Here is a 25,748-nt window from a genome sequence, read left to right as displayed (position 1 = left end):
TATCCAACGTAGAATCAGAAAATAACTTTATTTTGTTCAAGGTAGTTTTGCCAAAATAATCGTGAATATAAAGATATAGATTATCAAGTAAATCAAATAATAATTAGCAATGGATAGAAAAAATTACAGCAGTTCTGAGAGGGGAGTGGCTATGAGTTATTTTGAGAATGTAATTTTAACCCTATTTGATGTTTTCATGTATGTTTTTTTACTTAATAAATTGTGCGGAAACAGAAAACGTTTAAAGTTATGGCATATCTTAGTATTTTTTGGTGGTTCCTTGATTATTGGAGCACCTTTGAAAATAGATACTCAGTATAGTATTATAATAAGCAATTGTATCTTCTTTTCGTGGACTTGGTTAATATATAAAAAAATTGATCAATCATTTTCTTTATACCTAATCGGGACAATTTTAATGATGGTGCTTCAAACAACAATACTAATTCCTCTTTATTTTATAATGGGGGGAATTGAGTATATATTTTCAACTGGATTGATTGCTCAGACAATAGCAATCATAGTTATTATTACACTAACCAAGTATATTCCAATAAAGGTTCTATACGATTATATCGAGAATAAAAATCAGATATTTAAAATCATTTGTATTAATGTAATGGTAGCAACTAATATAATGGGTATATATTGGAACGCTGATTTCGATGGAATCATTGACAATTTTGTTCTCATGATAATTTTTGCAATGCTATTAATGAGTATTACTATTATTTTTTTAAGAAATGGACTGAAAAATATAAACGCAGAAGAACAAGTTAGAATATATGAACAGTACTTACCAATTGTAGATGAATTGGTGGACGAGCTTAGGGTTAAGCAACATGATTTTGACAACCATTTACTTGCGATTAAAATGATGATTGAAATGAATAAGAATTCGCCGGATACGATAAACAAGGTTGAAGCATACATAGATGAGATAGATGAAGATTTCAAGAATAGTAATCTAATCAAATTAGATAATAAGATTATTGCTGGTTTTCTTTACAGTAAAAAGAAATGGGCTTTCAATAACAACATTGGACTCAATATTAATATTGATTACTATGATTTGAAAACGAGTCTAAAGGATTATGAAATAATTGAAATACTAAGTATATTACTAGAAAATGCGTTTGAAACTGGTGTGGTAGATAATTTGGTTATTATAAATATTATGAAAGAAAATAATCACTGTGTATTTGAAGTATTGAATAAACATCCATATTTAACTGTGGAACAAATAAATGACATTTTTAAAAAAGGTTACTCAACAAAAAATAAGCATGGACGAGGGTTAGGTTTGTACAAGCTGCGTCAATTGATTGACAAAAACCAAGGAGAAGTGCACGTTTCTAATATAGAATTAAATGATAATTTTATAGCTTTCAGGATCACTTTACCTAAATAACGCAGTAAAAATGCTTGAAAAAAGATTTCAGACAGATAAAAGCCTGTTTCATCCATTTAGTATTGCGTTTTTTCGATAACGTGGTAGAATTATGACATAAAATGCATTTTATAGTACGTAGGACGTCAATTAGATAAATAATGGATTGTTCGGGGTTTTGTTATTAATGATTAGGAATGGTGAGCCTAATACAAAAAGAGAATAGTACTGGATGAGTAGGGATGATCTTGTTTTCTATGTTTAGAGATTTAATTAGAAAAATAACAATGGTCGTAGTTTACAATTGTTAAGCCAAGAGATTTATTAATATGTAATTTAATAAAGAGAATGTAAGACAATACGGTGAATAGTTTTTATTTTGTAAAAACATTATTCAAAACGCCCAAATAGTATATTTGTTTTTATAATTTCACCGTAATTTAGTAACCTCCCAGTTTACAGTATTTTCTGTTTTCTGAGGGGGTTTTTTATTTTTTAGTAGGATAAAATTGCGCTGCAAAAGCAATTTCTTGTCCAGTAGGAAAGTTCTACTTTCCACGAAGCATAGAACAAAGCGGTTGATAGCATAAATTGTTACGCAACGCGCTGCGCGCTTTGTTCTACCAAAAGAGCAATTGACTCGATACAAGCGGTATGATATACTAATCCAGTTACAAGAATAATTCTTCGGTGCATTTCCCATAGGCTTGATCGTTCGGTTCCTAGGTGCATACGAATTTCTATTGAAATAAAATGAATATGACAGTTCGTAACCATCCTGTCAATAAAAAAAACTAGGACTTCAACCTTATTATTTAAGGCTTTTTTGAAGGACCTTTTAGGTCCTTTTTTTATGTACTAAGACAGTTTTTCTTATGTTTATAATTTGTGGAAGGTGATAAAATGAAAAAAATAGGTTTAACAACGACTGTTCCAATAGAGATATTTGTTGCAGCTGGCTATACTCCAATTGATTTGAACAATATCTTCGTTACTTCTGAAGATTATTTGAAGTATATAGAAATAGCTGAACGAGACGGTTTTCCTAAGAGTATTTGCGCCTGGATTAAAGGTCTTTATGGAGTATGTATAGCACATAATATTACTGAAATTGTTGGTGTAATAGGTGGCGATTGTTCTAACACAAAAGCATTGGCTGATTTATTGGCATATAAAGGAATCAAGGTTTATGATTTCTCATACCCTCAAAGTCATGCAAAGGAAGATTTAGAAGCAGAACTTAGAAAATTGATGAACTTATTAAAGGTAGATATAACTGAGGTTGAGAAAAAGAGAGTGGAATTCAATCAAGTTCGAGCATTAGCACATGAAGTAGATCGACTTACATACGAAGAGTTGAAGGTATCTGGTTTTGAAAATCATTTATATCTAGTAAATTGTAGTGATTTTGAAGGAGATGCGACGAAATATGCAAATACCTTAAAGAAAGCCATTGAAGATATGACTTTAAGAGAGCCTATAAAGAAAAAACTAAGACTTGGTTATATTGGTGTACCACCAATGACAGCTGATTTATATTCTTTTGTGGAACAATTTGATGCAAGTATTATATACAATGAAGTTCAACGAGAATTTTCTTTTCCAAGAGCAGCGCAGGCTCAAAATATATTTGATCAATACAATGATTATACCTATCCTTATGAAAGTAGTTTTAGAATTAAGGAAATAAATAAACAAATAAAAGAGCGTAAGTTAGATGGGTTGATTCACTATACACAAGCCTTTTGCCATAGAGCCATAGATGATATTATTATCAAAGCAACAATCGACTTGCCAATTTTGAATATTGAAGGAGATCAACAAAATTCCCTAGATGCACGGACGAAACTAAGGCTAGAGGCTTTTTTAGATATGCTATCAGATTTGAAAGGAGCGTATTAAATGAAAGTACTAGGTATCGACTTAGGTAGTAGAGCTGTTAAAGTAGTTGTGATGGAAGAAGGAAATATAATTAAGAAGCAAAAGATAAGCACAATGTCTTTTTATCGAGAGTATTGTAACTACGATAGAAAGCTTATAGTTGATTTAGAACAGTTACAAATAGACGAAATAGATGTAGCTATTTCAACCGGATATGGAAGAAATAACACTGATTTAAATATGTTTCATGCGATTAACGAAATAAAAGCACATGTATATGGTGCGTTGTATCAATCTGATCAAAGGGATTTTGTATTACTTGATGTTGGTGGTCAAGATGTAAAGATTATTAAAGTTGAGAAGGGTATTATTACAGATTTAGAACTGAATGAAAAATGTGCTGCATCCTGTGGTAGATATTTAGAAAATATGGCCAATGTATTAGAGATTTCATTAGATGAAATGAGTTCTTATTATGAAAACCCAATAGAATTAAATGCTACTTGTGCTGTGTTTTCTGAATCTGAATTGATTGGAAAAATAGCAGAAGGCATTTCCATGGAATTATTATGTGCAAGTGTAAACTATTCTCTTTATAAACGCTTGAAGCCACTATTATCTAGATTTAAAAGTAAAAGTCTAATACTAGCAGGAGGGGTAGCTTATAATGCCTCACTCCGACATTATTTAAAAAACAATTATCAAGAAATCATAACGATTCAAGATCCTGAATATAACGGTGCAATTGGCTGTTGTTATTATGGAAAAACACATAGCAAAAAGGAGGTAAACTAATGTATATTATTCAAAGTGAACACAGTTTTGATAGTGCCCATTTTCTTGCTGCATATGATGGAAAATGTCGACACATTCATGGACACAGATGGAGGGTAATCATTGAGGTGCAAACAGATCAACTCATTGAATCAGGACAGTTAGAAGGCATGGTGACAGATTTCTCAGATTTAAAATACGATGTAAAAGCACTAGTAGATGTATTTGATCATGGATTGATTCTTCAAGAAGGCACTATGAGAAAAGAAACATTAAACTGTTTATTAGAAGATGGTTTTCATATTATTAAAGTTGATTTTAGACCAACTGCTGAAAACTTCGCTAAATATTTTTACAATAAGATGGAAGAAAAAGGGTATCACGTTAAAAGAGCTACAGTATTTGAAACTCCAACGAACAGTGCAATATATGAGAAAATGTGAGGAAACTAGGATATGACTTATAAAGTAGTTGAAAAGTTTATCAGTGTAAATGGTGAAGGTAGATTATCAGGCCAATTAGCATTATTTATTCGCTTTCAGGGTTGTAATTTAAGCTGTAGCTATTGTGATACTAGTTGGGCAAATGATGACAACTGTTTATTTACAATAATGACAAAGGAAGAGCTTGATCAGTATATTGAGGCTTCAGGAATCATTAACATTACCCTAACTGGTGGAGAACCACTTATTCAAGAGCATTTCATTGAGTTGGTGGAATACCTTTCAAGAATACAGGATAGAAGGATAGAAATAGAAACTAACGGTAGTGCTCCAATTTTACCTTTAAAAGAAATTAAAAACAAGAATGTTTTTATTACAATGGATTATAAGCTTCCCTCAAGCGGTATGGAAGAGCATATGATGCTTACCAACTTGAGCAAGCTCACAAAGGATGATACAATTAAGTTCGTTGTAGGAAGCGAATCTGATTTAAGTAAAGCAAAACAATTAATGAATCAATTTAAATTGGTGCAAAATACCAATGTATATATAAGCCCAGTATTTGGTCAGATAACACCAGAAGAAATTGTTGAATGGTTGAAAGACAATTTATTGAATCACGTAACGTTACAGCTCCAATTACACAAAATAATTTGGGGTAATGACGTGAAAGGGGTATAAAAATGGCAATAGATTTAATTAAGATTGAAGAACATGTAAGGGAAATACTGATTGCATTAGGAGATAACCCTGATAGAGAAGGGCTAAAGGATACACCAAAAAGAGTGGCTAATATGTACGCTGAAGTTTTTGAAGGAATGAATTATTCAAATAAAGAATTGGCTACAATGTTTGATAAAACCTTTGAAGAAGATTTAGATATTGAAGTAGACTCGAAGGATATGGTTATGATGAAGGATATTGATATTATCAGTCATTGTGAACATCACTTGGCTTTGATGTACAATATGAAGGTGGCAGTTGCTTATATACCAAACAAGAAAATTATAGGATTAAGCAAAATAGCAAGAATTGTTGATATGGTAGGACGTAGACTTCAACTTCAAGAGCGCATAGGAACTGATATTGCTGAAATCATGGAATTGGTTACAGGATCAGAGGATATTGCAGTCATTATTGAAGGTGAGCATGGTTGCATGAGTGCAAGAGGAATTAAGAAAACCAATGCCAAGACGACGACAACTACCCTAAAGGGTAGATTTAACTCTGACACAGCTCTATGGAGTAAGTTGTTTGCACTCTATAAATAATGCGTAAATAAACAAACGCAACTATTAAATTGAATAGTAAAGGTGATTAAATATGAAAAAAGAAAATGCAGTCATAATATTTAGCGGTGGTCAAGATAGCACGACCTGTTTGTTTTGGGCTAAGGAGAGGTTTCATGAAGTCATTGCGATATCCTTTGATTATGGACAAAAGCATAGCCTTGAATTGAATTGTGCAACGGACATATGTAGAGAACAGGGTATAGAACATCATATTCTAGATATGAGCTTATTGAATCAATTGGCACCAAACTCTTTGACAAGATCTGATATAAAGGTGGACACTGATGCACCTGATGTCGGCACACCAAATACATTTGTAGATGGTCGAAATCTATTATTCATTACTTTTGGTGCAATTTTTGCAAAACAAAGAGATATACATCATATTGTTACGGGTGTTTCTCAAAGTGACTATAGTGGTTATCCAGATTGTCGAGATATTTTTATCAAATCTTTAAATGTGACCTTAGAGCTTTCAATGAATTATCAGTTTGTAATACATACACCACTTATGTGGATTGATAAGGCAGAGACTTGGGAAATGGCATATGATTTAGGTGTACTCGATATTATTAAGGATGAAACGCTAACCTGTTATAATGGCATAAAAGGTCAAGGTTGTGGAGAGTGTCCAGCTTGTAAGCTAAGAAGCAAGGGGTATCATTTATTTATGGAAGGTCTTAATAAATAATATTAATTGGAAGGAGGTAGTTAACATTTTTTTAATGATTGATAATTATGACTCTTTCGTTTACAATTTAGTTAGATATTTTATAGAGTTAGGCCAAGAAATAATTGTATACAGAAACGATGAAATTACGATAGACTTGATTGAACATTTACAACCTGAGGGTATTATTCTCTCACCAGGACCAAAAACACCTAATGAAGCAGGGATGTCTATACAAATTATTGAAGTATTTAAAGGGCGTATTCCAATATTGGGTATTTGCTTAGGACACCAAGCAATTGCACAGGTATTCGGAGCAAGCATTGTTCATGGTAATAGCCCGATGCATGGTAAGCTCTCTGAGGTTTTCCATGATGAAAAGGGTATTTTTATGAACTTAGAACAAGGTGTTTTGGTGACAAGATATCATTCATTGGTGGTTGACAAGAAAACAATCCCAAGTTGTCTTGAGGTGAGCTGTGAAACCAAAGATGGCGTTATTATGGGTATTCGACATAAAGAATACAATATTGAAGGGCTGCAATTTCATCCAGAAGCCGAATTAACACAACATGGACATGCAATGATTCACAACTATATTGATATGTGTAAGAAGGAGAGTAGCTTGCGGTGATAGAACCTTTGATTGTAGAAATAGATACGAAACGAAGTGCATATGAGATATTCTCCATATTTAATCATGAAGAGGAAGTGGTTTTTTTTGACAGTAGTTTGGAGGATGAGCGATTAGGACAATACTCATTCCTAGCGTTTAACCCATTCTTGACTTTTCGGTATAAAGACGGAGAAGTTATTATAAATAACAATGCTTTTCAGGGCGATATTTTTGAAGAGCTAAATAAAATAACGAATGAATATCAAGTTGTTAACAAATCGGGGCTACCATTTATTGGGGGAGGCATGGGATATTTTTCTTATGACCTAGTAAGAGACTTGGAAAAAATTCCAAATTTATCTCAAGAAACCTTAAACATACCAACTTGTTATTTTAACTTTTACGATACAGTAATTATATATGACCACAAACAAGGAAAGGTATTTGCAAGCGCGTTAGGAATCAAAGAAGTTAAAGAAAAGTCAATTACATACATTATTCATAAAATTATGACAGACTTAGTGAATACCCCCTTTGAAAAAGGTTTATCAAAAGAGATCGCATTTCATTCCAAATTCACAAAAGAGTCTTATATTGATACTGTTGAGAAGGTGAGACAATATATCAAAAATGGAGATGTGTATATCACGAACTTAACGCATACGTTTACAACAGATATAGATGAAGCGCCACTAACTATATATAAAAAGCTTAGAACCATTAATCCTGCACCATTTAGTGCAATCATGCAGTTAGATGGATTTAATATATTATCATCTTCGCCAGAAAGATTCTTGAAAATAACCAACGGGCATGTAGAAACCAGACCTATTAAAGGAACGAGACCAAGGGGTAAGACAATTGAAGAGGATGAAAGAAATAAGGAAGCATTGTTGAATAGTGAAAAAGATAAGTCGGAATTATTAATGATCGTAGATTTAGAAAGAAACGATTTAAGTAAGGTTTGTAGACCCTATACCGTAAAAGTGGAAGGACTTTTTGAGCTTGAAGCCTATGCAACAGTATATCATTTGGCAGCAACAATAAAAGGACAATTAAAGGATTCCTGTACTGCAGTAGACTGCATTAAGGCTTGTTTCCCAGGAGGATCAATCACAGGAACACCAAAGATAAGGTCAATGCAAATAATAGAGGAATTAGAGCCAACAAGAAGAAATATTTACACAGGATGTATTGGGTATTTAGGTTTTGACGGCAATGCAGACATGAATATTGTAATTAGAACAATTGTTGAAAAAGATGGACAAGTCTTTATTGGTGTTGGTGGCGGAGTCACATGGGAATCCGATTGTTTAGAAGAATACCAAGAAACGTTGGATAAAGCTAGCGCGCTATTTGCAAGTATAACACAAAAGATATAGGAGGTAATAGAATGATTATGATTAATGACCATATAACTGAAGAGGAAGTAATACATCTCGATAGCGGCTTCTTTTTTGGTCTTGGTGTCTTTGAAACTATATTAGTTAAAAATAATCAACCAATCCTATTGAAAGAACATTTAGATAGATTAAATGCAGGACTAAAGATATTAAATATCAATAAATACATTGAGGAAGAATACACGAGAGATCAAATAAAGCGAATATCAACTGAAAATTGCGCTATAAAAATAACGGTTTCAGATAAGAATACTCTATTTAGTAAAAGAGAAATTATCTATCAAAAGGAAGACTACCAAAAAGGCTTTTCCTTGAAAATAAGTAATATAAGGAGAAATCCTAGATCACATATAACTTATATTAAATCAACCAATTATATTGATAATATGCTTGAAAAACAGAAGGCTACAGAGGAAGGCTTTCATGAAGTGGTGTTTTTAAACAATGAAAATGAAATAACCGAAGGAAGTATGACAAATCTCTTTTTTGTTAAAGAGAATAAAATATATACCCCTTTAATAGAGTGTGGTTTATTGGCAGGAGTACTAAGAAGCTGGATTATCAATAACTATGAAGTGATTCAAGGTCATTATACCCTTGAGGAAGTTAAGAAAAGTGATGGAGTGTTCGTAACGAATAGCCTAGTGGGTATTATGAAAGTCGTTCAAATAGAAGACGCTCAAGTCAATACGAGCGCTATTGTTAATGAGATTCAAATAGAATACAGGAAATTTTTGGAGGTAAATAATTGTGAATCAGAGAATTAATAAACTCCTAAATCATCCAATATACCGAGATTATATAAATAAAATTGCAGGTCATGAAGTAAATCGCTCATTTTGTACTCATGATTTAACTCATTTCTTAGATACTGCAAGGATTGGATATATCATAAGTCTAGAGAATAGTTTGAGAATTCCGAAGGATATCATTTATGGTGCGGCCTTATTACATGACATTGGTAAATGGCAACAGTATGAGAAGGGTATTTCTCATGAGCTTGCAAGTGCAGCATTTTGTACTCAACTATTTATTGATGCAGGTTATCAGGATGAGGAAATTGAGTCAATGAAATTAGCGATTCTATCTCATAGAGATCCTTCTGTAGAAGGTGCTCAAAGTCTTTCAGGTATTTTATACGTTGCTGATAAGCTTTCAAGAAAATGTTATGATTGTAAGATGATTCATTTATGTGATTGGTCTGATGAAAAAAAGAATATCCAGATCGTTTATTAAAAAGTAAGAGGTGATGAAAATTGAACATTGGAACGAAAGAATTTATCATAGGAAAAAGAACCTATATTATGGGAATTTTAAATATTACACCAGATTCATTTTCTGATGGTGGATTATTTATTACTATAGATGCTGCAGTTGAACGAGCAAAGAAAATGGTTAAAGAGGGTGCGGACATTATCGACATTGGAGGCGAATCTACAAGACCAGGACATAAACAAGTAACTGCAGAAGAAGAGCTTTATAGAGTTATACCCATTATTGAGGCCCTTAGTAAGGAACTTCATGTGCCTATTTCGATTGATACTTGGAAGGCTTCAGTAGCAGAAATGGCAATAAGAGCAGGGGCTAGTATGGTTAATGATGTATGGGGATTAAAGAAGGATAGAGAATTGGCTAAAGTCATCGCAAAATATAAGGTGCCTTGCTGTATTATGCATAATAGAGATCAATCTGAGTATAAAAATCTGATAAATGATATTAAATTAGATTTGAATGAAAGTATACTATTAGCTAAGTCTGCTGGAATTACGCAAGAAAATATGATACTAGATCCGGGAATAGGCTTTGCAAAAACGCTTGAACATAATATTGAAGTAATGAGGTGTTTAGATTTATTTCAAGATATGGGTTATCCATTATTACTTGGAACCTCAAGAAAATCTATGATTGGATTAACGTTAGATCTTCCAGTAAATGAGAGACTAGAAGGAACGTTAGCAACAACTGCTATTGGAATTATGAAGGGCATTGAATTTATAAGGGTTCATGATGTTTTAGAAAATAAAAGGACAGCTATGATGGTTGACGCAATCATTAGAAATAGTGAAGCTAAGTAAGCGTATGTAAAACAATGGAGGAAAAGATGGACAAAATTATTATTAAGGACTTGGAAATATATGCCTTTCACGGAGTTAATCAAGGAGAAAAGGATTTAGGACAAAGATTTTTAGTTTCTGTTGAGTTGAAAATCGACTTATTAGAAGCTGGTCTGACCGATAAACTAACTGCTACTGTGAATTATGCACAGCTTTGCTTAGAATTAGAGCGTGTATTTAAAAAAGAGAAGCATGATTTAATTGAAAGAGCTGCTGAGCAATTAAGTGATCACATATTAATGACATATGATAGAGTACAAGGAGTAAAGCTTACGGTTAAAAAACCATGGGCACCTATCGGTAAAATGCTTGAATATGCAGCAGTTGAGATTGAACGCGAGTGGCATACAGCTTATATAGCCTTGGGTTCTAATTTAGGAGATAAGCAAGAGAATCTAAAACAAGCGATAGACAGAATTCAAAAATCAGAAAAAAACAAGGTGACTAAGACATCTAATTTTTATGAAACTGATCCAGTTGGATTTGTAGATCAAGATAAGTTTTTAAATGGAGCTATAGAAGTGAAAACAATGTATACTCCAAAAGAATTAATGAGCTTTTTACTTGATACTGAAGGGGAATTGAAGAGAGTGAGAACGTTTACGTGGGGTCCTAGAATAATAGATTTAGATATATTATTATATGATAATATGATTACTACCTTTGAAGAAGTAATTATACCTCATCCCAGAATGCATGAACGAATATTTGTATTGAAACCTTTAAATGATATTGCATCATTTGTTATTCACCCAATGTTACATGAGAGAATTGGGCAGTTATTAAGCAGATTAGAAGATTAGCTTTTACTTAGTAAAGCTGATTCTCTTGACTTATGGGAGTAAGTTTAATAGAATTAGGAAGGAATAGCTGTTAATGCTTACAAGAAATAGGAGATGCAATATGAAAAATCACAATGTAAAATGTAAAGTAGCAATATTAATTATTTTAACTGTTCTTTTTTCGAATGTAACTTACCTACCAACGAAAGCGGATTCTAGCCAAGTTATAATATTTAATGAGGATAACCCGTATTATGAAAATTTAACACTAGAAAGTATATATAAAGAAGGCATGTACTACGCTGTAGGCATTATGAAATATAGTGATTCAATGTATAATCATGTTGTTCTTACTTCTACCGATGGAAAGAAATGGAATAATCAAGTTGATTTATCAGAGAAGACTGAAAAAGTACCAGACAGTATTTCGATTAGACTTTTAAACAATAAGTTTGTTGTTAGTACAAGTCATAGAAATGGTAATGTCAGGTATATTTCTAACGATGCACGAGAGTGGATCAAGGTTCAACTACAATATGCAGATCTTCTCTTTTATTCTGAGCAATACTGGTCAATTGACACGAAGGGTACCATTTTTAATTCTAAGGATTTAATCAATTGGAATCAATTTGCAGTATTAGAAAGTAGCAGTAAGTCAGAATTAATTGCCCTAAACTTATGTGTAAATGATAAGGTCATTGTTGTAAGTCATTATTCTCCTAAATGGGGAAGCGCTAATTATAAAAATGGGCTCGAAGTTTATGACCGTGAACAAAAAATATGGAAAGAGACGATAGGTTATAAAGGTGTTTATGGAACAGCTATCGATATAGTTTATACAGGGCAAAAGTTTATCTTAGCATATCAAAACGATTATTCTTATGATGCACCAATCGTATATTATACTACAAAAGATGGTATTCATTGGTCAACAGATAGTCATACTACAGAAATACTTCGGGAGTTTAATCTATTATTATCAAAGGATAGCAACATTTTAGAACTTGTTACTGTTACCAAACTACAAATAGAGAAAAGTGTACTAAAGGGTGAAAATCCACAGGTACAAGTTGTGCTTGATGGCAATATCATTCAATTTGATCAAGAAGCACTCTTAGTTGAAGGCCGAGTATTGGTCCCTGTTCGAAAAATTTTCGAATCCTTGGGAGGAACTGTTGAGTTTAATCAAGAAACGAAAGAATTGGTGGGGAATATTGGTGACAAATCAATTAAACTTACTTTAGGCGAAAAAACCGCTACCTTGAATGGAGAGGTTATAGCTTTAGATGTACCAGCACAAATTATCAATGACCGAGTTCTTGTACCTGTTAGATTTATAGCTGAATGTATTGGTAAAAAGATAAACTGGGATCAAAATAATTATGTAGTAAGTTTGGATAAATTGAATTAGTGAAATCAATTTATAATAAATTCTTGCTTTTTAATGAATCTTTAATCTGATTTGAATCATTTACTAAAAAGGTTGAAGTATAATAGGTATATCAAACAAATTTGATTTATAACTTATTAGAAAGCAGGTGGAGTAATGGAAAAAAAATTATATCGATCATCAAATGATAAAATGATATCAGGTGTTTGTGCAGGCATTGCACAGTACTTTAACGTAGATCCTACACTCGTAAGAATAGGAGCTGTAATTCTTGGATTTGCCTCATTTTTTACACTTATACTTGGATATATTGTATGTGCAATCGTAATGCCAGAAAAAGCATTTGATGAAGAAGAAGAGGACGTTGAAGTATTTGATAAAGATGGAAACAAAGTAAAAAGTGGAAACCAAAAAAAAAACAGTAATTTGATAGGATTATTTTTGATTGGGTTAGGATGTTTCTGGATGCTTAATAAATTTGTATGGTGGATAGACCATGATATTTATCTGGGATTAGGAATAGTAGCTATAGGTTTAGTGATTTTATTAAGTGGAGTAAAGAAAAATCAAGATAAAAACATATGTAATTAATGGCTTTAGAGGTAGGATACACCACATTATTCGAATATAACAATAAATGCTACAAAAAGTTCACAATTTCAACACAATATGTACATATATTTGTTGTATTATTATCTTGTAAGAATAGTTACCTCTTACATATTAAATACTCTCCCCCTCATCCTTTTACAAAAGCACCGATCGTAGGTGCTTTTCTCTTTTTGTTTATTAAGTCTTATATTTCCCAACACGAATTTCCTTCATAAGAAAAACTTAATAGTGTATGCTTGCTTAATAGAATTTATTTTTCTAAGGCGTATTTTAGCTACAAACATTCCATGCTTAAATTCATTTTAAAATTTAGTGCTAAAAAAATAGCACAAATCATTGACGAGACGAAAATGATGTGCTAAAATATTAGCATAAGTAAATTTTCACAATTAAGCATGGAAATTACGATTGTTACTAAGTAGTGCAAATACATAATGAAATACTATTTTTGGTTAGTAACAAAGTATATTTTAAAAATTGAGGAGGTTATTTGTTATGAATGAGTCAACAGTACAAGTAAAAGTCCAAAAGTTTGGAAGGTTTTTAAGTGCTATGGTTATGCCTAATATTGGGGCGTTTATTACGTGGGGTTTAATTACAGCTTTATTTATTGACGTTGGTTGGCTACCAAATGCTACATTTGCAACCTTTGTAACACCAATGATGAAATGGTTATTGCCATTATTATTAGGTTATACAGGCGGGAGATTAATAGGCGGTGTAAGAGGTGGAGTAGTTGGAGCTACTGCAACCTTTGGTATTATCTTTGGCACGGAAATTGCGATGTTTTCAGGTGCAATGATAATGGGACCATTAGGTGGTTTTGTTATTAAAAAAATTGACGCCTTTCTTGAAGGGAAAATTCCTTCGGGATTTGAAATGTTGATAAACAATTTTACTGCAGGTATTTCAGGGATGTTGCTTTCAATGTTAGGATTCGTATTGTTTGGGCCACTTGTTACCAATGCAAGTGCTGCAGTAGGGAATGCTACTCAAGCTGTCATTGATGCTGGATTATTACCATTAACATCAATCATAATAGAACCAGCAAAGATCTTATTCTTAAACAACACGCTTAATTGGGGAATATTTGCACCGTTAGGAGCAGTGGAAGCATTAGATACGGGCAAATCAATATTTTTCCTATTAGAAACAAATCCTGGACCAGGGCTTGGCATATTGTTGGCGTACTGGATGTTTGCTAAGGGTATAGCAAAACAAACAGCTCCGGGTGCTGTAATAATCCACTTCTTAGGTGGAATACATGAAATATATTTTCCATATGTTTTAATGCAACCATTATTGATCATTGGAGCAATCGCTGGTGGCATGAGTGGTGTTTTTATGAATGTTTTGTTAAACAATGGGTTAGTGGCTGGACCAACACCTGGTAGTATCTTTGCATTATTAGCAATGTCTACAAGAGATGGAATCTTAAAAACTTTAATTAGTGTTGTTGTAGCAGCAGGCGTAAGTTTTGTTATATCGTCTGTGATCATTAAAAAAACAGCTAAAGAAGATGAAGATGATGATGAGTTCAATGAAGCTAAGGAAAAAATGGTTAGTTTAAAAGGGAAAAAAAGTAATGTAGAAAAAAAACAATTATTAAAGTCATCTGTATCAAAAATTATTGTAGCATGTGATGCAGGAATGGGTTCAAGCGCAATGGGAGCATCAAAATTAAGGAACCTAGTGAAGGCAGCAGGACTAGATATTGAGGTTACGAATCAAGCTATAGATAATATTCCAAATGATGCAGATATCGTTATTACACATAGTAAATTAACCAGTAGAGCAGTAAGTAAGATTCCAAATGCAGAACATATATCGATTGAGAATTTTATGAATAATACACAGTACGGTGATTTGGTGGATAGATTACTTGCTGAGGTAAAGTAAACGTTTATAGGCAATCCTTAAATTTATATATTGGCACAATATATTTCTCTTGATCAGTGAGATATGTTGTGCCAACTCTTTGTTTACAAGGACATGGTTTCACTACAGGATGAAAAAAATGCCCGTAATTTTGTATAAGCTGAACATTTTGTATATCTTGACAATAAGAATAAATAGTGCTAATATTTTAACAGGACATTTTATAGAGATAGGAATTTAACAAATCAAACAAATCTTTGGTTTCACCTGAGAAACTATTATAATAAGTGAATATTACAATTTTCATATCAAACCAATTACTTTAATACATTAAGAATATATAAATAATAGTAGGAGGAAGGAAAGTATGCATCGTTTATTTGATTTGTCTGAAATAAACCAAGTGCTTTATAATTGTCTTATTTATTTTGTGGAAATTTCAATTAAAGGAAGCGTAGGTATCTTGATTGCAATTTCATTGTATAGGTTAAGAAAACAATATTCATCAATACAAATATACAAATTATTATTGGTTTCAATACTTGGAATGATTATAATACCTTTGTTTTTCTATGTAATTCCTGTAACAAACCCGATTACATTTACCGTTGAGCCATATTTGTCCTATAATTCGTATATCGTATATCGGAAACTACCTATTTCTGAAGATAGTATTGATATTAAATACAATAAGGATTATCAAGCGATTGAACCGAAGACAGATACATACTTGCCTACCATTTTACCTATAGTATGGCTTATTGGCGTGTTGTTTTGTACATTTAGAATCATAATTGGATTATATGGAATACATAAAATAGTAAAGAATTGCGATAGAATCATTGCATATGATTATCATGAAGATAATTTGATAAATAGTATTAAAAAAACGTTGAAAATCAAAAGACCAGTAAAAATCATTGAAAGTAGTTGTGTTTCTTCACCTGTTACATTTGGAGTAATTAAACCGTTAATCATATTACCAAGTCAATGTGCGCTATGGACAGATGAAAGATGGATCATCGTACTTACACATGAAATGTTTCATATAAAAAACTTTGATAGTATCCATAATTTATTTGTTCAAGCTTTGTGTGCAGTGTTTTGGTTTAACCCTTTAATTTCTAAAACTGGTAGAATTCTTAGGGAAGAAAGAGAAGGTGCATGTGATGATTTTGTTATAAAATCTGGAATTACACCACATATTTATGCAACTCATTTAATTGAAATGATCAGAATGAGTTCATCACAAAGATTGATCAATAATATGATGACTGGTATGAGTAATAATTCAGGAGTAGAAAGACGTATTAGAAAAATAATTGATACAAAGAAGCAAGAAAACTTACGTGCAAAATCAGTAACAGGGGTTAGTGCTTTCGTTATTTCAATCGTGCTATCATTTTATACAATAGACTTCGTTTTTGCAAATGAGAATAGTGAATCAGGAGTTTTTGATGTAATATTTAATAATGACTTAGTAACAGTTAATTATGAAGATAATGATATGAAAATCATTGATGCATTACCACAAGATATTCCAACCTTTTCACCACTGGGTGAAAATGGAGAAGGAGAAGCATTAAATTATTATAGCAAGAATGATAAATGGAGTTATATCAATTCTAATGCCCAACAAATCACTTCATTAAGTAATATTCCAATATATGCTTCTGCAAATGGTATCATTAAAAGGCTGGACAGTGTTACTAGTTACTCTGGACAAACCAATATAACAATAATTATTCAACATAAACATAAATTAAGCTCAATATACGGATGTATTAATGAAACAAGTCTAAAAGAAGGTGATTTTGTTCAAAAAGGTGATATTATTGGATATGATCATATGGGGCAAATTTGTTATAAGATTAATTATGGAAGTGAGAACATTGCACCTTTCTATTTTTTAGAAAAAGATAAATTAATTAGTAGTAATTCTAAGTTAAAAGAAAGGCAAGAATATAAATAGATAGGAGTTGATAGGTATGTTGAAAAAAACACAAGATTATCTTAGTAAACGAGAAAGTCAAATAATGAGTATAATCTATAAAAAAGTGAAAGCTTCTGTATCAGAAGTTCAAGATGAATTACCTGATAAAGTAAGTTATTCCACTGTAAGAGCATTGCTAGGGATATTAGTAGATAAAGGATTGTTATTGTATGAAAGTGTTAACAAAAAATATATATATTTCTTGGCAACACCAAAAGAAAATGCGGAAAAATTTGCTATTAAAGATTTAATTAATACATTTTATAATGATTCGGTTGAAAAGGCAGTTGTAGCATTACTTGAATATGATAAAGAATCTTTATCAGATGACGTACTTGATAGATTGATGGATTTGATCAATAGTAGAAAAGATGACCAAGAGGATTAATTAAAATATCATGTTTACAAATAATCTCTTTGCTATATACTACCAGTATGGAGATTATTTGATTCCCAATTAAAGATGTATTGATTTTCAACTGAATATATAATAAAATAGAAGAGGCTCACATTTGGGACCTATGTTTACTTGACAAAAGGGTTAGAATAGTCTAATCTATTATTAGATTTTAGAATAGGAGGAGTGGTATGGAAGGCGATATCATCTATGTTGTAAGAAAACCCCTTGGCTTAAAATCATTTAACCCAAGAAGATCTAGCCGCTCAGGGAAATTAGATCAATTGATCGCTCGAACTTTACTCTATCGTCATTATGGAATAGAAGTTGAAGATGGAAATGTAATTCATTTCATATGTGATAGTATATTGTATACCAACGAAGGTACGATTAAAAAAACCACTATGGATGATTTTCTAAAAGATGGAGAAAAAAAGATTGATACTGAGATGTATCATAAGTTTTCTAGAGAACGAGTGGTTAAAAGAGCATATAGTAGATTAAATACTCCATTTGATGGGTATAAGATTTATACAAATAATTGCGAACATTTTGCTGCGTGGTGCGCAAATGGTAGTAAAGTATCAAAACAGGCATATTTTGCAAAAAGTGGACAGACACTTGTTAAGTTTCCGAAGAAAGCGAAAGATAAATTGGTTTCAGTGATGGCTATTTTTTAGTTACATAATAATTTGGATTTTTATATGAAGTAGTTATCTCAAGATAGAAGATGATTCTATGGTGAGATAGCTACTTTTTTGTCCAGTAGGAAAGTTCTACTTTCCACGAAGCATAGAACAAAGCGGTAGATAGCATAAATTATTATGTAACGCGCTGACAAGCGCTTTGTTCTTATTCTACTTAATGATTAAATAGCCTCTTTAAATTTATATTATCTAGTTTGACGTTATGTATCTTGAGCTACCGATTTTAGTGAGGAGAGTTGGTATAATGATTTCAGAGACACAGAGGCGACGAGGGAATAAGTACTTCTGTGTTACAGAAATAACAATTAATTATTATTAGGAGGAAATATAAAATGGGAATGTTTTGTTATCAATGTCAAGAGGCTTTGAATGGCGGGTGTACGATTCAAGGAGTTTGTGGGAAGAATGAGGATGTAGCAAACTTACAGGATTTAGCAATATATACGGTAAAGGGAATTTCAGTATTAACTCAAAAGGGAAAAGCTGCTGGACTTAGGTTTCCAGAAGCAGATCTTTACACAATGAATACACTATTTATGACAATTACGAATGCTAATTTTGATGATGTAGTATTTGAAGCAGAAATCAAAAAAGGTATTGCAATTAGAGAAGGTGTTAAGGCTACACTTGAAAGCAATGGAGTAGAAGTTGGTAATCTTCCGGATGCAGCAACGTTTATGGTTAATTCAAATGCTGAAATTGAAGCAAAAGCAATTAAAAATGAAGTTGGTGTACTTGCCACTGAGAATGAAGATGTACGTTCATTAAGAGAATTAATTATATATGGAGTTAAGGGTATGGCAGCTTACGCTCATCACGCTTATAATCTTGGTAAAGAAGATCAAGAAATATATAATTTCATTGGAAAAGCATTGGTTGCTACATTAAATGATGGATTAAGTGCAGATGAATTAGTTGCTCTTACTCTAGAAACTGGTAAACTAGGTGTTACAGCTATGGCAATGTTAGATGCGGCTAATACAGGAGCATATGGTAATCCAGAGCTTACACAGGTTAATATAGGTGTAAGAAACAATCCTGGAATATTAATATCAGGTCATGATTTAGCAGATTTAGAGCAATTGTTAAAGCAAACACAAGGTTCTGGGGTAGACGTTTATACACATAGTGAAATGCTTCCAGCAAATTATTATCCAGCATTCAAAAAATATGAAAATCTTGTTGGTAACTATGGTAATGCTTGGTGGAAACAAAAAGAAGAATTTGAAACCTTTAATGGTCCGATTCTCTTTACAACAAACTGTATTGTTCCTCCAAAAACTTCTCATATTGAAAGAATATATACAACTGGCGCTTCCGGATATCCAGGTTGTACTCACATTGATGCAGATGAAAATGGCATTAAGGATTTTTCAGCAATTATTGAGCATGCTAAAAAATTACAATCTCCTACAGAGATTGAAACCGGTAGCATAGTTGGTGGATTTGCTCATGCACAAGTATTTGCACTAGCAGATAAGGTTGTTGATGCAGTAAAATCTGGTGCTATTAAAAAATTCTTTGTTATGGCAGGTTGCGATGGTAGAATGAAGTCAAGAGAATATTATACTGAATTTGCAGATAAATTGCCAAAGGATACAGTGATCTTAACAGCAGGTTGCGCAAAATATAGATACAATAAATTAGAACTAGGAGATATTGGTGGTATTCCAAGAGTATTAGATGCTGGCCAATGTAATGATTCTTACTCATTAGCAGTAATTGCTCTAAAATTGAAAGAAATATTTGAGCTTAACGACATTAATGAATTACCTATTGCTTACAATATTGCATGGTATGAGCAAAAAGCAGTAATCGTATTATTGGCATTGTTATCTTTAGGAGTGAAAAATATTCACTTAGGACCAACATTACCTGCCTTTTTATCTCCAAACGTAGTGAAGGTATTGGTTGAAACCTTTGGAATTGGTGGAACAACGACAGTAGACGAAGATATCAAAATGTTCTTACAATAAGAAACAAAATACAATATGCCTCTTTTAGATTTATTCTAAGAGAGGCATATTTTACATAAAATATATTAATTGCTATTTTGGAGAACTTTATGGTTTTGCTAAAAAGAATACTTACACTAATTCTTATACTTTTGTTACTTAATTTATTCAGTACTAATTTTCTCGATTATAATATTGTTTCGGTTTTTTCTATAAACCTACATAAAAATGATTATCATATAATCGTTGATTTGGATGATAATACGATGTACCTATTCAAAGGAGATGAATTGCATAAGACATATCCTGTTTCAGGGGGAACTGCGTTGACACCATCTCCAATAGGCACTTGGAAAATTGTATCTGAAGCAAATTGGGGTGAGGGTTTCGGGGGAACGTGGATGGGTTTTAACGTCCCCTGGGGTCAATACGGTATACATGGTACGGATGAACCTTGGTCTATTGGCAAATCTCTTTCTAAGGGCTGTATTCGTATGTATAATAAAGATGCAGATGAACTGAAAAAAACAATTCGTGTTGGTACAGAAGTTACTATTATTAAAGGGGCTTATGGTCCATTTGGAAATGGATTTAGGACATTAGCGCCGGGTGCAATTGGTTCAGACGTCTATGCAATTCAAGAGAGATTAAAAGAGTTTGGTTACTATACGGGATGGGTTGATGGCAAATATGGTGCAGGAATGCAAAAAGCAGTGACAAAATTTCAAAAGGATAAAGGATTAACACGAACTAAATATATTAAAGCAGAGTTTTATGAGGCATTAGATATCGTTTTATTTGAATAGCACGTAATAAATAAGGTATGGCAAACGCCATACCTTTATGAGGATAGGTAATATTACTAATCAGTTATATCATTTAATACTTCGCCTGCTTCATCATCCCATTCTATTGTTTGAGAAATATCTCTCAACGATACCATACCTACAACATTATTATTATCTACAATTGGTATGCGTTTTATTTGATGTTCAGACATAAGATCGATTACTTTTTCCATGTCTGTATTAGAAGTTGCTGTAACAACATTTTTTGACATGACATCACCACAAGTAACGTTGTTTAAGTCGGAATTTTCTGCAACACCTCTAATGGCGATATCACGATCAGTAATAATTCCCACTAAGGACTTGTTATCATTTACTACAACTGAACCAACATCAGATTCTGCCATTTTCATAGCGGCATCTCGTATGGAAGTTTTTTTATCAACAGAAACAACCTCTGTTGTCATTATTTCTTGTGCTTTCAATTATATCATTCCTTTCATCTTCTTATTTTATTACGCATTTAGTCAAGGATGGCATGTAATGTTAATCCTTCCAACCTGTGCTTGCATTCTCTAGTATTCGCACTATAAATAAAAATATGCAAATAAATTTGGAAAGCAATTGAAATTGGCTAAAAATTATCTTGAAGAATAGGAATGTTTTCTGTAAAATGATATAAGAGCGAAAAGACGTAATATAACAACGGGAGAAACAAATGAAAAAATTAGTTCTTTCAATAATGATTATTATCTTAATACTATTAACATCATGTAATAATAATAGTTATCAAAAGTATTCTAAGGATGGTTTTGTACTTGGTACTATCGTTAGTATAACAATTTATTCAAAGGAAATAGTAGATGCAGCTGAATTTAAAGTATTATTTGATCAACTATTAGAAATTGAGAAAAAAATGACGATAAATAAACAAGTAAATAGTGAGGTTGAACAAATCAATAAGCTGGCTGGTAAGGAAGCAGTAGTTGTTAGTGATGAAACTTTTTATGTGATACAAAAAGGAGTGGAATATACAAAACTAACGAATAATAGATTTGATATTACAGTGGGAGCTTTGGTGAAGCTTTGGAATATTGGCTTTGAGAATGAAAGAGTACCAACTCAAAACAATATCGAGGAATCTTTAGCTTTAATTGGCATAGATGATGTAATCTTAAACGAGAAAGAACATTCAGTAAAACTTAAGCGAGATGGAATGATGATTGATCTAGGTGGCATAGCAAAAGGGTATGCAGCAGATGTAATGTCTAAATTAATGGGTGAAATGGGTTATCAACATGCAATTATTAATCTTGGAGGGAATATTTTGTGCCATGGTTCAAAGCCAGAAGGCGAAGCATTTAAAATAGGAATAAGGGACCCATACAAAACGAGCGAAGATTACGTTGGTATCGTTGAAAAGGTAAATACGGCAGTTGTAACATCCGGAATTTATGAAAGAAATTTTACGGAAAATGAGATCATGTATCACCATATTCTTGATACGTCATCTGGTTATCCAGTAAATAATGAATTGGCATCTGTAACAATTATCACACAAAATTCAACGTATGCTGATGCTTTATCTACGGGAGTTTTTTCAATGGGAATTGAAGAAGGATTGGAATTTACACAGCAACTAGATGATGTGGAAGCTATTTTTATTTCAACAGACAAAAAAATATATATGACAACAGGAGCAAAAAAACTCTTTTCCTATACTGGGGAAGGATATCAAATTCAATAATTTAAAAGAATTAATAAAAGGTTTGCAATACAAACTAGAATGAATTGTGGTATAATAAAGTTAGATAATTACTAGATTGAATATAAGGTAGGATAATATTAGTTTAATACTAATGAATCATAAAATTTATCGTTTAATTCAAAAGGAGCATAATCGATGTCAGATAAAAATATGGAAATGATGAAGAAATTAATTGAAGAAAAGAAAAGAAAGAGCTTAGCGAATGATGCTAATGTGCGACCAGACAAGAATATTGGAAAAAGCCATAAAGCATTTATCAATAAGAAAACTGGCGGTGCACTAGATAAATAAAACGATACTTCAAACAGAAAAGCGACATTTATACATTTTAAGAAGTGTATGTATGTCGCTTTTTTTATTTTGATTTAGGATGTCTCTGCAAGTCGTTCAACTGCGGTGAAAATATCTGAAATTTTATACCATGTTGGATAATCTACTATGCCTGATTGCGGTAGATAAAAAACTCGTTGAAAGGTTTGAACTGCATTTTTAGTGTTTTGACCAAATACACCATCTACTCTTATCTTAGGTATGGCTGGAAAATTGTCTGAGATATTATTGAGTTGGTTTTGAATCGTCCTTACTGCAGAACCTCTAGAGCCTACCTGTAGATTTGTTCCAGGAAAAGAGGATGGGATACCTGCTACTCTAGCTGCGGTACTTAGGGAAATATCTTGGCCATAATAATTCTTTAGTATGTTAAGAGTAGTATAACCTTGATCGCCTAAGTATTTACTACCCCATTGGCTTAACCAAGTAGGGCACTCAACTCTAGAACCATCACAATATTGAGTAAATAAAGGCTGCCTTATGCCAGGCTTAGAAATATAATTTACGAAAAGTGCATCAACTTCTGCTGAGATATTTCTATATATATTTCTACCATATGAAAAGGCTTGGTCATAAGCAGTTGAATTGGTTATTGTAAAATTTTTTCCTTTAGCTCTATACCATTCTGTATATACGCGGTTTAAGGTAAAGGAAAGTATAACGAGTATGTTAGCTTGAATTGTACTAACAGGCCAAGTAGAATATATTTCTGAGGAGGCTACATTCTTAATATAATCTTTAAATGGAACGTAATAATTTCGACCTAATGGATCATCTGGAGGACCTTCATGTACTACAATTATTCCAGGAATTACAGGTCGCTCTAGTACAATAAACCCTTGTTCAACATCTTCTTTTACAGGGCTCTCAGGAATTTTAGGAGGAAAATTTCCATATAAAGTGTGAGGATTAATCGTGATTAATATTTGTTGTAAGGCTGATACTGTAGTTTGAGACTGAGGTATAACAGGTACGTCTTGAATGGCAGTTGTATCAGGTAGTATTTGAGTCCCTGATACAATAAACCGTTCATATCCAGGAGCATCTACAGTAACCGTATACTCTGAATAAGGCTGGGGATTGTTTGGCTCAAGGCTATAATCTTTTGGTGGAGCTGGTAAATCAATGACTGGGGTTTGACCTGAACTGTCGGTAGCCAATTCCTCTATTGTTCCATTTGCTCCTGTCCTTGAAATAGAAACATTTGCACCATTAATGGGATTAAAGCCATCTTCGGTCCGAACATTCACTGTTAACTGACCTAGAGACTGTACTTCATTTTGAGCTGGATAGATCATGCGTCGTCGCATAAGACACCTTTATATTAAATATTCATTATAGTATATGAGATAAAATAAAAGAAAGTGTCTATTTTGTATATAGACACTTTCTCATGTGGGGGGAGAACATATTAACAGGAAACCTTGTAACCTATAACATTGGCAAAAATAAATTCCTTACAACCGAACAATCTATTTAATTAGGTTTCCTGTAGTAAATAGTTTTGCCATAATCAATGGGATTATACATATAAATTCATAAAAAATATTTGACTTAACTTTTAATAACCTTTAAACTTAGAATATGATAAAGAAAACGGAGGTACTATTATGAACGTTGCAAAATACATTGATCATACTATTCTAAAACCAAATGCTACTTATGATGAAATAATAACTATATGTGAGGAAGCAAAACAATATGGATTTGCTTCTGTGTGTGTAAACCAATATTACACCAAGCTTGTTAAAGAACAATTAGCAGGTTCTGATGTTAAGGTTTGTACAGTAGTTGGCTTTCCACTAGGAGCTGTTTCATATGAGGTGAAGGCTTTTGAAACTACGAAGGCTATTGAAGCGGGAGCAGATGAAATAGATATGGTTATTAATATTGGTGCCTTAAAGGATAAAAAGTATGATTATGTTTTAGCTGATATTGAAGCTGTTGTTAAGGCTGCTAAAGGAGCCATCGTGAAGGTCATACTTGAGACTTGTTTACTAACAGACAAGGAAAAAGTAAAGGCTTGTGAATTATCTGTAAAAGCCGGAGCAAATTTTGTAAAAACTTCAACTGGATTTAGCACAGGTGGAGCAACGGTAAATGATATAACATTAATGAGAAAAACTGTAGGAAGCGAAATTGGTGTTAAGGCTTCAGGAGCGGTAAGAGATTATGAAACAGCAATGGCTGTAATTGAAGCAGGAGCAAACCGAATAGGCGCAAGTGCTGGAATTGCCATTGTTAACAACCAAAAGAATAAAGATCAGAGTGGGTATTAATGACAAGTTGTCTTATGATTACGGAATAACAGACAGTTCTTGACATCTGAGCGTATTTATAATATTCTTATTGATAAGGAAAGTTCTGCATATGTAATTGGAAAAGCGGCAGATAGGTAGCGGGAGTTGCAACTGGCGTATAAATAACAATGTTATTTAACGCTGCGCAGCCGATTTTCTTGTGTTATCAAAAGGGTGAAAGAAAGGAGAACAAATTATGTTTTGTGAACAATGTGGGAAGCAAATGTCAGATGAATCTCTATTTTGTCCAAATTGCGGCAATAAG

26 protein-coding genes are annotated in these 25,748 nt (G+C 32.6%); 24 read left to right on the top strand and 2 right to left on the bottom strand.

Annotated features, from left to right (window positions below):
* The first annotated feature begins 109 nt into the window (after positions 1–109).
* From CVU84_05745 to CVU84_05645, 21 genes are all read left to right on the top strand, one after another.
* Positions 110–1,411 (top strand): hypothetical protein, encoded by a 1,302-nt coding sequence (locus tag CVU84_05745; GenBank protein ID PKM95566.1) that lies wholly within the window; start codon positions 110–112, stop codon positions 1,409–1,411.
* An 882-nt stretch (positions 1,412–2,293) separates the two neighbouring features.
* A complete protein-coding gene (locus CVU84_05740) occupies positions 2,294–3,292 on the top strand; it encodes a 2-hydroxyglutaryl-CoA dehydratase (protein ID PKM95565.1) in 999 nt (332 codons plus the stop codon).
* Positions 3,293–4,066, top strand: a complete 774-nt coding sequence (locus tag CVU84_05735; protein ID PKM95564.1) for a 2-hydroxyglutaryl-CoA dehydratase — start codon at positions 3,293–3,295, stop codon at positions 4,064–4,066.
* Positions 4,066–4,488 (top strand): 6-carboxytetrahydropterin synthase QueD, encoded by a 423-nt coding sequence (gene queD / locus CVU84_05730; GenBank protein PKM95563.1) that lies wholly within the window; start codon positions 4,066–4,068, stop codon positions 4,486–4,488. Before CVU84_05735 ends, queD begins: the two co-directional genes overlap by 1 nt.
* 12 nt (positions 4,489–4,500) lie before the next feature.
* Entirely contained in the window at positions 4,501–5,169 is a 669-nt protein-coding gene (locus CVU84_05725; protein ID PKM95562.1) for a putative 7-carboxy-7-deazaguanine synthase QueE, read from the top strand.
* A 2-nt stretch (positions 5,170–5,171) separates the two neighbouring features.
* Positions 5,172–5,759 (top strand): GTP cyclohydrolase I FolE, encoded by a 588-nt coding sequence (gene folE, locus CVU84_05720; protein PKM95561.1) that lies wholly within the window; start codon positions 5,172–5,174, stop codon positions 5,757–5,759.
* Positions 5,760–5,811: 52 nt separating this feature from the next.
* Positions 5,812–6,471 carry a 7-cyano-7-deazaguanine synthase QueC gene (gene queC / locus CVU84_05715; GenBank protein PKM95560.1) on the top strand — a complete coding sequence of 220 codons (660 nt, stop codon included), beginning with the start codon at positions 5,812–5,814 and terminating at the stop codon, positions 6,469–6,471.
* Positions 6,472–6,496: 25 nt separating this feature from the next.
* The gene (locus tag CVU84_05710) at positions 6,497–7,084 is read left to right on the top strand and encodes an aminodeoxychorismate/anthranilate synthase component II (GenBank protein ID PKM95559.1); all 588 of its coding nucleotides are present in this window, start codon (positions 6,497–6,499) and stop codon (positions 7,082–7,084) included.
* Complete coding sequence (gene pabB / locus CVU84_05705; GenBank protein ID PKM95578.1) at positions 7,084–8,448, top strand: aminodeoxychorismate synthase, component I; 1,365 nt, start codon at positions 7,084–7,086, stop codon at positions 8,446–8,448. The genes CVU84_05710 and pabB overlap by 1 nt, the downstream gene beginning before the upstream one ends.
* Before the next feature lie 11 nt (positions 8,449–8,459).
* On the top strand, positions 8,460–9,236 hold the full coding sequence (locus CVU84_05700) for a 4-amino-4-deoxychorismate lyase (protein ID PKM95558.1): 777 nt from the start codon (positions 8,460–8,462) through the stop codon (positions 9,234–9,236).
* On the top strand, positions 9,214–9,705 hold the full coding sequence (locus CVU84_05695; GenBank protein PKM95557.1) for a hypothetical protein: 492 nt from the start codon (positions 9,214–9,216) through the stop codon (positions 9,703–9,705). Before CVU84_05700 ends, CVU84_05695 begins: the two co-directional genes overlap by 23 nt.
* Before the next feature lie 20 nt (positions 9,706–9,725).
* On the top strand, positions 9,726–10,544 hold the full coding sequence (gene folP / locus CVU84_05690; GenBank protein PKM95556.1) for a dihydropteroate synthase: 819 nt from the start codon (positions 9,726–9,728) through the stop codon (positions 10,542–10,544).
* A 26-nt stretch (positions 10,545–10,570) separates the two neighbouring features.
* Entirely contained in the window at positions 10,571–11,386 is an 816-nt protein-coding gene (locus CVU84_05685) for a 2-amino-4-hydroxy-6-hydroxymethyldihydropteridine pyrophosphokinase (GenBank protein PKM95555.1), read from the top strand.
* A 73-nt stretch (positions 11,387–11,459) separates the two neighbouring features.
* Positions 11,460–12,776 carry a hypothetical protein gene (locus tag CVU84_05680; GenBank protein PKM95554.1) on the top strand — a complete coding sequence of 439 codons (1,317 nt, stop codon included), beginning with the start codon at positions 11,460–11,462 and terminating at the stop codon, positions 12,774–12,776.
* A 135-nt stretch (positions 12,777–12,911) separates the two neighbouring features.
* Positions 12,912–13,346 carry a hypothetical protein gene (locus CVU84_05675; GenBank protein PKM95553.1) on the top strand — a complete coding sequence of 145 codons (435 nt, stop codon included), beginning with the start codon at positions 12,912–12,914 and terminating at the stop codon, positions 13,344–13,346.
* A 516-nt stretch (positions 13,347–13,862) separates the two neighbouring features.
* Positions 13,863–15,266 carry a PTS mannitol transporter subunit IIBC gene (locus CVU84_05670; protein PKM95552.1) on the top strand — a complete coding sequence of 468 codons (1,404 nt, stop codon included), beginning with the start codon at positions 13,863–13,865 and terminating at the stop codon, positions 15,264–15,266.
* Positions 15,267–15,612: 346 nt separating this feature from the next.
* Positions 15,613–17,217, top strand: a complete 1,605-nt coding sequence (locus CVU84_05665) for a hypothetical protein (GenBank protein PKM95551.1) — start codon at positions 15,613–15,615, stop codon at positions 17,215–17,217.
* 16 nt (positions 17,218–17,233) lie between these two features.
* Entirely contained in the window at positions 17,234–17,626 is a 393-nt protein-coding gene (locus CVU84_05660) for a CopY family transcriptional regulator (GenBank protein PKM95550.1), read from the top strand.
* A 200-nt stretch (positions 17,627–17,826) separates the two neighbouring features.
* Complete coding sequence (locus CVU84_05655; protein ID PKM95549.1) at positions 17,827–18,315, top strand: hypothetical protein; 489 nt, start codon at positions 17,827–17,829, stop codon at positions 18,313–18,315.
* Positions 18,316–18,674: 359 nt separating this feature from the next.
* Positions 18,675–20,318, top strand: coding sequence for a hydroxylamine reductase (locus CVU84_05650; GenBank protein PKM95548.1), 1,644 nt, complete (start codon positions 18,675–18,677; stop codon positions 20,316–20,318).
* Between the two features lie 89 nt (positions 20,319–20,407).
* Positions 20,408–21,103, top strand: coding sequence for a hypothetical protein (locus CVU84_05645; protein PKM95547.1), 696 nt, complete (start codon positions 20,408–20,410; stop codon positions 21,101–21,103).
* Between the two features lie 56 nt (positions 21,104–21,159).
* Here the strand turns inward: CVU84_05645 and CVU84_05640 are convergent, their stop codons facing one another.
* Complete coding sequence (locus CVU84_05640) at positions 21,160–21,570, bottom strand: CBS domain-containing protein (protein PKM95546.1); 411 nt, start codon at positions 21,568–21,570, stop codon at positions 21,160–21,162.
* A gap of 233 nt (positions 21,571–21,803) precedes the next feature.
* Here CVU84_05640 and CVU84_05635 point away from each other — a divergent pair, with 233 nt between their 5' ends.
* Both CVU84_05635 and CVU84_05630 read left to right on the top strand, forming a co-directional pair.
* Positions 21,804–22,832, top strand: coding sequence for a thiamine biosynthesis protein ApbE (locus CVU84_05635; protein PKM95545.1), 1,029 nt, complete (start codon positions 21,804–21,806; stop codon positions 22,830–22,832).
* A gap of 156 nt (positions 22,833–22,988) precedes the next feature.
* The gene (locus CVU84_05630) at positions 22,989–23,144 is read left to right on the top strand and encodes a hypothetical protein (GenBank protein PKM95544.1); all 156 of its coding nucleotides are present in this window, start codon (positions 22,989–22,991) and stop codon (positions 23,142–23,144) included.
* Between the two features lie 74 nt (positions 23,145–23,218).
* On the opposite strand, the gene CVU84_05625 is transcribed toward CVU84_05630, so the two are convergent.
* Positions 23,219–24,481, bottom strand: a complete 1,263-nt coding sequence (locus tag CVU84_05625; GenBank protein ID PKM95543.1) for a peptidoglycan-binding protein — start codon at positions 24,479–24,481, stop codon at positions 23,219–23,221.
* 312 nt (positions 24,482–24,793) lie between these two features.
* Between CVU84_05625 and CVU84_05620 the strand changes: the two genes are divergently transcribed.
* The gene (locus CVU84_05620; GenBank protein PKM95542.1) at positions 24,794–25,462 is read left to right on the top strand and encodes a deoxyribose-phosphate aldolase; all 669 of its coding nucleotides are present in this window, start codon (positions 24,794–24,796) and stop codon (positions 25,460–25,462) included.
* The last annotated feature ends 286 nt before the right edge of the window (positions 25,463–25,748 follow it).

It is taken from the genome of Firmicutes bacterium HGW-Firmicutes-1 (assembly GCA_002841625.1).
GTDB lineage: Bacteria > Bacillota > Clostridia > Lachnospirales > Vallitaleaceae > HGW-1.
This window is presented reverse-complemented; position numbering and strand designations above follow the sequence as displayed.